Annotated in this window: 6 protein-coding genes; 3 read left to right on the top strand and 3 right to left on the bottom strand. The window is 43.5% G+C overall.

Going from position 1 to position 8,818, the window contains the following annotated elements:
• Nucleotides 1–869 (bottom strand): metallophosphoesterase (locus QZY09_RS21510; RefSeq protein WP_295675951.1); only part of this gene is annotated, 869 nt, incomplete at its 3' end.
• Between the two features lie 306 nt (nucleotides 870–1,175).
• Between QZY09_RS21510 and QZY09_RS21515 the strand changes: the two genes are divergently transcribed.
• The 3 genes from QZY09_RS21515 to QZY09_RS21525 are packed head-to-tail and all read left to right on the top strand — an operon-like array spanning nucleotide 1,176 to nucleotide 6,993.
• Nucleotides 1,176–1,721, top strand: coding sequence for a phage tail protein (locus QZY09_RS21515; RefSeq protein WP_295675954.1), 546 nt, complete (start codon nucleotides 1,176–1,178; stop codon nucleotides 1,719–1,721).
• 6 nt (nucleotides 1,722–1,727) lie between these two features.
• Complete coding sequence (locus QZY09_RS21520; protein ID WP_295675958.1) at nucleotides 1,728–2,891, top strand: ABC transporter substrate-binding protein; 1,164 nt, start codon at nucleotides 1,728–1,730, stop codon at nucleotides 2,889–2,891.
• 10 nt (nucleotides 2,892–2,901) lie between these two features.
• Nucleotides 2,902–6,993 (top strand): cadherin-like beta sandwich domain-containing protein, encoded by a 4,092-nt coding sequence (locus QZY09_RS21525; RefSeq protein ID WP_295675959.1) that lies wholly within the window; start codon nucleotides 2,902–2,904, stop codon nucleotides 6,991–6,993.
• A 70-nt stretch (nucleotides 6,994–7,063) separates the two neighbouring features.
• On the opposite strand, the gene QZY09_RS21530 is transcribed toward QZY09_RS21525, so the two are convergent.
• Together QZY09_RS21530 and QZY09_RS21535 are read right to left on the bottom strand one after the other, a co-directional pair.
• Nucleotides 7,064–7,684: a response regulator transcription factor gene (locus QZY09_RS21530; RefSeq protein WP_295675961.1), complete on the bottom strand. Its 621-nt coding sequence runs from the start codon at nucleotides 7,682–7,684 to the stop codon at nucleotides 7,064–7,066.
• A partial coding sequence (locus tag QZY09_RS21535) for a sensor histidine kinase (protein ID WP_295675962.1) occupies nucleotides 7,681–8,818 on the bottom strand: 1,138 nt, incomplete at its 5' end. The genes QZY09_RS21530 and QZY09_RS21535, both read right to left, overlap by 4 nt.

Below are 8,818 nucleotides of genomic sequence, written 5' to 3' on the forward strand. Positions count from 1 at the left end.
AGGTTCTTAGATTTAATATTGCTTTTCTGTTTGCCGTTTTCAAAACTAAAAATCGTTTTACCTATCATCAGCCCATCATACGCAGCGGGGCTGATCAACACCTCGTGTTTTAACTTGTTCATTTTAATGATCGTACCTCTTACAAGAAAACGGTTATGGCCGCTAATGATCATGTCAATTTGTGAGGAACGTTGCGCCAGTTTTTGGTCATCCGGCTGATCACCGGGCTGGTTGTACCCCAGGTGTGAAAGGCAAATAACCAGGTCGCAATTTTCGTTTTCTTTCAGAATTTTTGCTGTGCTGTTGGCACTCTCAATGGCATCAGCATAAGCAACGCCTTTTAATTTTTGCCCGACGCCGGTAATGCCAACTTTAAATTTACCGGCATTGATGGTTATATATGGTTTAACCAACTTGCTCAGGTTACGCTCAAGGCTGTAATTACAGTTCACCAGGCTAAAGTTCATTAAAGGTACAAGTGAGGCGAGACGATCCTGGCCAATAGCAAGTTCTTCATTGCCAATCGCGGCCGCATGATAACCCATTTTATTCATTGTGTCGATTACCTTCAATTGATTACTGCCACTTTTTGAATGGCTCAAAAAATCACCACCGTCCAATAATAATCCACCGGTATCCTGGTTGTTTAAAACCTTTTGAATGTTGACAAGACCCCCAAGCTGTCCGTTGGAAGGCGTTAGATTACCATGCAGGTCGCATGTATGATAAACAGTTACCTCGTTGCGCAATGAATGCAGTGAATTGATATTTTTACTTACGTTGGCTAACGTGGTGGCGGGCTTACTCAATGCAGCCAGGGCAGAAACAACTGACAATTGGTTAATAAATAACCTGCGTTCCTTATTCATAAGTGATTGTTAAGTGTTTAAATATACAAATAAATTATTCGGAGATTTACAATTTTTTATTGATAAAATACTCCCACGGTATTTATTATTTGATCATTTAATATTGGTGGATATTTTCAAAATTCTACCTGTTATTTTTGGAGGTAGTACCTTCTTTTTTCAATTGTTATCTAGGGTATCCGTGGTTTACGGATCTTTAGGTCTGGCTTACTTTATTTTCTTTAATTATAACTAAAAATTCGAGAAAATTCTTATTATTGATGTATAATTCATAAAGTAATTTTTTCATACTAATCTTTCTGCCTTATGACTCCAGATTTAGCAATGATTTATTTGTTTGCAGGCAATTTTGCTCCGGCAGGCTATGCTACATGCGATGGACAGATTTTACCAATTAGCCAAAACACAGCCTTATTTTCGCTAATTGGTACCTCTTATGGAGGAAATGGCCAAACTACTTTTGGTTTGCCTGATCTGCGTGGCCGCGTGCCTAAACATGTGGGCCAGGGTCCGGGCCTTTCGGGCTATGTTTTGGGGCAGATGGGCGGAACTGAAACAACTACCTTGTCGGTTAGTCAAATACCCTCGCATTCGCACGCAGTTAATGTAAACAACGCAGCCGGTACAACAGCTACACCCGGCAGTACCACATACCTGTCAGCAGGCCCGTCAACAGGGTCGGGCCCCAATGCCTCTGCTTTAAAAACATATACTACTGTGGCAAATAACGCATCGCTTATTCCCAATACCATTGGGGCAACCGGCGGTGGGCAGCCTTTCAGTATCTTATCGCCGTATTTAACTATTACCTATGTTATAGCATTAGTAGGAGTATTCCCATCCAGAAACTAAGCTGATATGACTGGTCCGATAAAAATAGGTTTTTTAGCGCCCTATTCGGGCGTATACCCATTTTATGGACACCATTTAATGGCCGGGATACTCTTAGGCTTATATCCCGCTGTTGCAAACCACCTGGAGTTTCAGTTTATACCGGCTTATACGCAAATGGGCGACCCGAAAAGTACACTGGACGCTGTAAATAAACTTGTTTTCTTTGACCAGGTGGATATGATCTCAGGTTTAATCAGTTATAAATCTATTCCTGATATTATTCCGGTTATTGAAACTTACAATAAACTGGCGTTCTTTTTTGATTTAGGAGAGTTTATTCCACATTTTGAAAATTTGAGCCCCAGGATATTTTATTCCTCGCAACAGATCTGGCAATCGCAATTTGCTTTGGGGAAATGGGCGCAAAAAGAGTTTGGTGGCGCAGGGATGATGGTGATGCCGGTTTATGAAGCCGGGTACCATTTAAGCAGTGCGTTCCATAAAGGCGCAGGGGCCGGTGGCGCAACCCAGTTAGGATTACATGTGTTGCCGAGAGATCCGGCGAATATTAAAAATCTCGATCTCGACAAATTCTTTTTTGATATCAAAAAAACGCCGCCGTCGTATATTCATGCCCTTTTTTCGGGAAATTTTGGCAAAGAGTTTTTAGTTAGATGGAGAAAGTCGGAATTCTATAAGAATATCCCCCTAACAGTAATTGAAAATATGGTTTATGATGACCTGTTTGACGATATTGCAGAACTTGATATAGAATTGTATGCTGCCTTATCGTGGAGCCGGAACGCTGAAAATACGAGCAACAAAGATTTTGTAAACAGGTACGAAAGCAGCGGTGGCCAGATGGCAAATATATACGGCCTGCTGGGCTTCGAAGCCGGTTTAGCCTTAAGGGAAGTTAAGCCTTACCTTTTAAAGCGCGATTGGCAAAGCGCCATTTCACTTCTTCAGAAAGAATCAGTAAACGGGCCGCGGGGCGAAAGGAATTTTTATCCTTTGTCAGGCTTTTCGCCACCGCTGATTGATATTGTGCGTATTAAAACATCGTCAAAAAAAGTTTATAAAACGGTTGTAAGTCAGGGAAAAGGTTTAAAGTTCGACTCGGTGGATTTCAGGGAAATTCATGAGGGAAGCGTTAGCGGCTGGCAAAATCCATACTTGTGTATCTAACACTACGCTTATGAAAAAATTAGTTACCAGAGGTTTTTATGTGTTGCCGGCAGTTATCTTTTTTTTGTGCGCCGCACTGTCCGCAAAGGCACAATACAGCGGTACCAACCTTGAAACGGGGGGGCTGTATACAGCCCTGGCCAAAGATGCAAGTAATAATTTGTATGTTACCAGGGTGACAAGCGGCACTGGCGGCGCATTATACGAAGTAGATAAATATACCGGCGGTACTGGCACACCCGTGAGCATATACAGCGGGCTTACGCACGAAACAGGAGATTATCCCTGGGGGCTGGCTGTTACCAGCTCCGGGAATGTATTTATATCTACTGATTTTACAACCGGCGGTGGTTCTATTATTAAACTAACATACAGCGGGGGCGTGTATACAAGTTCAATAATTCAAACCGGCAGGTATTTCTCAGCCCTTGCCGTAGATACCCATGATAATTTATATACGGCAGAATATGATGCAGCCAACAGTTCATATGCTGTAGTTGAATATACAGCAAGCTCATCTTATGCCACTGGCACAAAATTGTATGACAATTTAAAAACAGGGGTAGGTTACACTTATCCAACTGGGCTGGCAGTTGCTTCAAATGGTAATGTTTATGTAGCTGATGCATTTAGTAATGATCCGTCGATAACAGACGGAGGGCATGTTTATAAATTAACGGCCGCTTCTGCATACGCTGTTTCAACATTATCGAGCGGCAATTACGTTACCGCGTTAAACTTTAGCACTTCCGGCAATCTTTTTAGCAGTGAAAACAGGGGAACCGGGTATAGTTTAGTTGAATATTTGGGTGGCACAGGCAGTGGCGTGCCTGTTTCTACGCCACTGCATACAAATGGTATCTATTATCCATGGGGCATTGCTTTTATTAGCGTTGGTAAAATTTTTGTAGCAGACGGAGATGACGGCGTTAATGGAGGGGCGGTCATCAAAATGGTTCCAAGTCCGCCAATAGTTACTACTGCAACTGTCACTTCTACCACATCGACAGGTACAACACTAAACGGAGTAGTTAACGACAACGGTAATACTACCACTGTCAATTTTATTTACGGTACCTCGTCCACACTCACAGGGGCAACCACTACACAGGCTACAACCGGAGGAACGATCAGCGCCGGTTCCGGCAACACCAATGCTGCCCTGAATATATCAGGTCTTACGGCATCAACAAAATATTATTATGCTGTATCTGCTACAAATTCCGGCGGTACCCGGCAAGGGGCAATATTGAATTTTTTTACAACACCAACTATCAGCTATAGCAGCCCGATGGTTTATAATTCGGGCACAAATATTCCGGTACTTTCACCTGTCAGCAGTGTAGTTCCATTGCCTGCGTATGGCAATCCTATAACTATAGGTTCGGGTTTTTTAACCCCTTTTGGTGTAGCTGCTGATGTAGCCGGCAATGTTTACGTGGCCGATTACGGCAATCATTCGTTAAAAGAAATTCCTGTCGGTGGAGGCGCGCCCATTACGTTAGCAACAGGATATACCACGCTGCTTGGAGTGGCCGTGGATGCAGCAAATAATGTTTATACATGCGATGCAGGGACAGCGACAATACAAAAAATTCCGAACGGAGGAACAGGCACCCCTGTCACTATTGGTTCCGGTTTTTCTGCGCCATATGGTCTGACAGTAGACGCAGCAGGCAATGTTTATGTGGCAGATTACTCCAATAGCGCCGTTTATAAAATTGCTGCTGCCGGAGGTGCCACCACAAGTATTGGTTCAGGCTTTGCTAGTCCCACAGGTGTCGCAGTTGATGCGGCTGGCAATGTGTACGTAGCAGATTATGGCAATCACGTGGTAAAGGAAATTCCTGTTGGCGGGGGCGCGCCGGTAACTATCGGGTCAGGTTTCAGTGCCCCTGTTGGCATCGGGGTTGATCCTTCCGGTAATATTTTTGTGGCTGATTATGGTAACAGTACCTTGCAGGAGATTCCTACAGGAGGAGGTACCCAGGTTGCTTTAGGTTCGGGGTATGTAAACCCAGCAGGTGTTGCTATTGATGGCTTTGGGAAATTATTTGTAGCTGGCTATTTAAGTAATCTGGTTAATCAACTCACGCCGGTTGGTGGTTATTATATAAGCACTGCGTTGCCTTTGGGTTTAGGTTTAAGTAATAAGACCGGAAAGATATCAGGCCTTGCCAATGCCATCAGCCCTGCTAAAAATTATACCGTTACTGCATATAACGCGGGTGGTGGTACTTCAGCTGCTGTAAATATTAAAGTTGTTGCAAATGCCAGGCTCAGTAGTTTAATCATTAGCCAGGGAACATTAACGCCTGCCTTTGCAATCGCAACCACCAGTTATACGGCAACGGTGGCCCATGATGTCAGCTCAATAACCCTAACACCAACAACAAACGATGCGATGGCAACAGTAACGGTAAACGGGGTATCTGTTAGTTCGGGCACGGCCTCGGCATCTATCTTATTGAATTTTGGGGCTAACGTTATTACAACGGTTATAACCGCCCGTGACGGGGTTACTACAAAGACTTATACGGTAACAGTAACCCGCGTGGCATCAAGCAATGCCGACCTTGCTAACTTAACAATAAGCGCCGGCGCGCTAAATCCGGTATTTGCAACAGCTACAGCCAGTTATACGGCATCGGTTGCCAATTCAGTAACTTCGGTAACGGTAACGCCTACAACTGCCGACGCCACCGCAACGGTAACGGTAAATGGGATACCCGTAAATTCGGGGCTGGCATCTGGGGCTATCCCTTTAAGTACCGGCCCCAATACCATTACAACTATTGTTACAGCGCAGGACGGGATAACCACCAAAACTTATTCGATAACGGTGACACGGGCGTTGTCTAGCAATGCCAATTTGATAGGTTTAAGTATAAGCGCAGGAACATTGACCCCTGCATTTACCGCCACGACTACCAGTTATACGGCATCAGTTGCCAATGCGGTAACTTTGCTAACAGTGACCCCAAAAAGCGCTGATGTACTGGCAACCATTACAGTAAACGGTACTGCCGTAAGTTCAGGTACGGCCTCGGGGTCTATCCCGTTAAATGTGGGTCCTAATGTAATCACTACCATAGTAACTGCCCAAAACGGCATTGCAACCAAAACCTATACCATTACCGTAACACGTGCAGCATCAACCAATGCTGACCTTTCAAACTTAAGTGTAAGCAGCGGGACGATCAGCCCGGCCTTTGCATCAGGCACTACCGGTTATACAGCATCTGTAATTAATACAGTAACTTCGCTAACGGTAACACCCACTACCAGTGATGCTACTGCAACAATAACGGTAAACGGTACAGCGGTAACTTCGGGTTCAGCGTCAGGGGCTATATCCTTAAACACCGGCCCCAATACTATTACAACTGTTGTAACGGCGCAGGATGGGGTAACCACCAAAACCTATACGGTAACAGTTACACGGGCGTTATCCAGCAATGCCAACCTGATAGGTTTGACATTAAGTTCCGGGCCACTAACCCCCGCATTTACCGCCACGACTACCAGTTATACGGCATCAGTTGCCAATGCGGTAACTTCGCTAACGGTGACCCCAAAAAGTGCTGATGCACTGGCTACCATTATAGTAAACGGTATTGCGGTGAGTTCAGGTACGGCCTCGGGTGCTATCCCTTTAAATTTGGGCAACACTGTAATCACCACTTTGGTAACGGCCCAAAATGGCACTACTACTAAAACTTACACCATAACCGTAACGCGGGCGGCTGTCATCGCCAATTTGGCGGGAGCAATAAGTGTGAGCAATCCAACCGATCACCCTCAAATGATGGGAGAGGAACTTGTGGTACGGCAGGCGTTATCGCCCAATGGCGATGGAATTAACGACTTCCTGCTGATAGACGGGATCACCAATTACCCGGATAACAAACTGACTATCATGAACCGCAGCGGACAATTGATCTTCGAAGCCAAAGGGTATGACAATAGTGCCAAAGTATTTGACGGGCACTCGAATAAAACCGGAGCGATGCAATTGCCTGGTACTTATTTTTATTCACTTGATTTTACCGTAAACGGCACAATCAAACATAAAACAGGGTTTATCATATTGAAATATTAACGAGGTAAGGAGGCGTTGAGTACACTGTTTTACTGATAAGGAGTTTGGTAGCTTCACGCCAATCGCATGGCTATACCAGTCCGTTTTCAATGGCGTATTTAATAAGCATTGCAGTGTTTTTGGTGTTTAATTTTGTCATGATACTTTTTCTGTGACTATCAATTGTCCATTGGCTCACGAATAGTTTCTCAGCCATTTCTGCATTCGTAAGTCCTTCAGCTATCAATATCAGTATTTCTTTTTCGCGGCGGGTGAGTATTGGCTTGCCGGTTTCGCAGTTATATATGTGTTTTACTACCTCAAGGGCTTCCAGGCATAGGTGCGTTTTTCCGGCAGCAACGTCCTTGATGGCAATTAATAACTCTTCCTTATCTGCATTCTTTAATATATAACCGCTCGCGCCGTTTTCGATCATTTTACGGATATAGGAGGGTTGGTTCAGGGTGCTAAGCGCTAAAATTTGAATACTAGGTTTGTTTTTTTTGATTTCGGCACATAGCTCTATTCCGCTTTTGTCGGGTAAATTAATGTCCATTAATATTACGTCAACAGTAATTTTTTCGAAATAGGAAATGCAGGACGCCGCGTTTAACGCATGCCCGGCCCAAAAAATTCCTTCTTCGTTAATTAAAAGAGAACGAATGCCTTCAACTACCACAGGGTGATCGTCCACAATAAATACGCTGATCATGATTTTGGAATTTGTATTTCGATGTTTACCGAAGTGCCCGTGCCTTCCTGTGATTTAAGATCAATATTCCCTTTAAGGTAGTCGACGCGGCTTTTGATATTACCCCACCCGGCGCCTGTTGAATCTTTAAGGGTATTTACGTTGAAGCCCTTGCCGTTGTCTTCAACACTCAAAGTTATCCAGTCATCACCTTTTACCAGTTGTACCATTAATTGAGTTGCCTGGGCATGCTTAAGCGCGTTGTTCACTAACTCTTGTATAATCCGGTAGATAATGATCTCTACTGCATTTTCAATCTTCAGGTCATCGCCAAACGATTGAAAAATAACTTTAAATGATGCTGTACTTGATGACGCGCAATAATCTTTCAACGCTTCTTCCAGTCCAAATTTTGCCAGCGCTTCCGGCATCATGTTTTGGGCCACCCTGCGCAGCTCCTTCATGGCGGTGTCTATCATATTGAGCGATTTTTCAAATACCTCAACATGACCGCTGCTGATTACAATATTTTCTTTCATATTTATAATTGAATGTTTAACTCCTGATAGTAATCCGCCGAGGCCATCATGAAGGTCTTTAGCAAGTCGGCTTCTTTCATCTTCCTGTCCTTTTAATACACCCTGCGATGCTAAAATTTGTTTTTCGTTTTCAAGCTCCCTTATTTTTTGCTCCTGCATCGTGAAATTTTGCAGCGCCACAATGTTTTTTTTCTCCAATAGTTTGCTTCTGCTATACCAGATGACTGCCAGTAAAACTGCTGCCAATAACAGCAGAACAGATACATAAAGTCTGTTTCTGGAAGCGGTTGCCTTTTCTTCGCTTGCATTGATGTGTGATTGAAATACAAGGCTGTCTTTTAGTTTATTTTGTTTGTTTTCGTATTCAAAAGCAATTTTTTGGTTTTGAATATTTATTTTTTGTTTGAAAATAGAATCATTAACCACGTTTAGTTTTTCCAAATAATCGAACGCGCGGCGGGTATCGGATGTTTTTTTAAAATATTCATACAACAGTTCGTAGTTTTCTTGTAAAAACTCGTTGTCGGTAATTTGAGATGTATATACATTAGCCATTGAAGCATATTTCCATGTGTTTTTAAGGTCCTGTTTCATCAGGTAACTCTGCGCCAGGTTA

It is taken from the genome of uncultured Mucilaginibacter sp. (assembly GCF_903913935.1).
Lineage (GTDB): Bacteria > Bacteroidota > Bacteroidia > Sphingobacteriales > Sphingobacteriaceae > Mucilaginibacter.